General features: G+C 46.9%; 1 pseudogene. It reads right to left on the bottom strand.

The window, feature by feature from the left end:
- Positions 1-725, bottom strand: a pseudogene (fimD, locus tag RTW80_RS26595) (fimbrial usher FimD); the annotation flags it as partial.

Below are 725 nucleotides of genomic sequence, written 5' to 3'. Positions count from 1 at the left end.
GTAAAAATCTGCGTGCTGCCGTCAGCCTCTTTGATCGTTACCTGCAAGTCACCACTATTACCTGCGGCATAGATATCGTTGATGGTAAAAGGCCCCGGTGGCACCGTACTATTATAAATGTCATACCCATTTTGTTTAATAGTGACCTGTGCAGTACCACGAGCAATACCGTGGATCACCGGGGCAAATCCTCTTTGACTATCGGGTAACATATTGTCATCTGAGGCCAATTGTGCGCCGCGAAAGTTAATACCATCGAAAATATCGCCCTGAGTATAACCATCACCCAGCGTCAGCCGGGAACGTAACGGTATTATGTCTCGCTCAAGCCAGGTATTGATATGCTGCCATTTATTTTTGCTACCTGATGATCTGTCGCTACTGTTATAACTCCAGGTGGTATTGTCGCGTAAACGCCACGCACCAATATTTAACCCACTCTGTAGGTTTAAATATGCATAATGGCTGTTACCCCCAATCCGATTCTGTACACTATTTCCGCTGAAATTATAATTGAGCAATCCGGCATTAATACCGGGATCCCATAACTCAGGAGGAATATAACCACGCGCGCGATTACTCATAAATGCCTGAGGGATCGTCAGGTTGAGTCGCTGCTGACCAACATCTAAATGCGCAGTAGCGTCCTGGACCATTGTGGTTAATGGCACACAGGCATCATCCGCCAGCAGATTCATACCGGCGACAGAAGCCATATTCAGCCC

The sequence above is a fragment of the Escherichia sp. AM3 genome (assembly GCF_032029835.1).
In the GTDB taxonomy this organism is placed as follows: domain Bacteria; phylum Pseudomonadota; class Gammaproteobacteria; order Enterobacterales; family Enterobacteriaceae; genus Escherichia; species Escherichia coli.
Note: the sequence above shows the minus strand (reverse complement) of the source record. Positions and strands in the feature narration are given on the sequence as shown.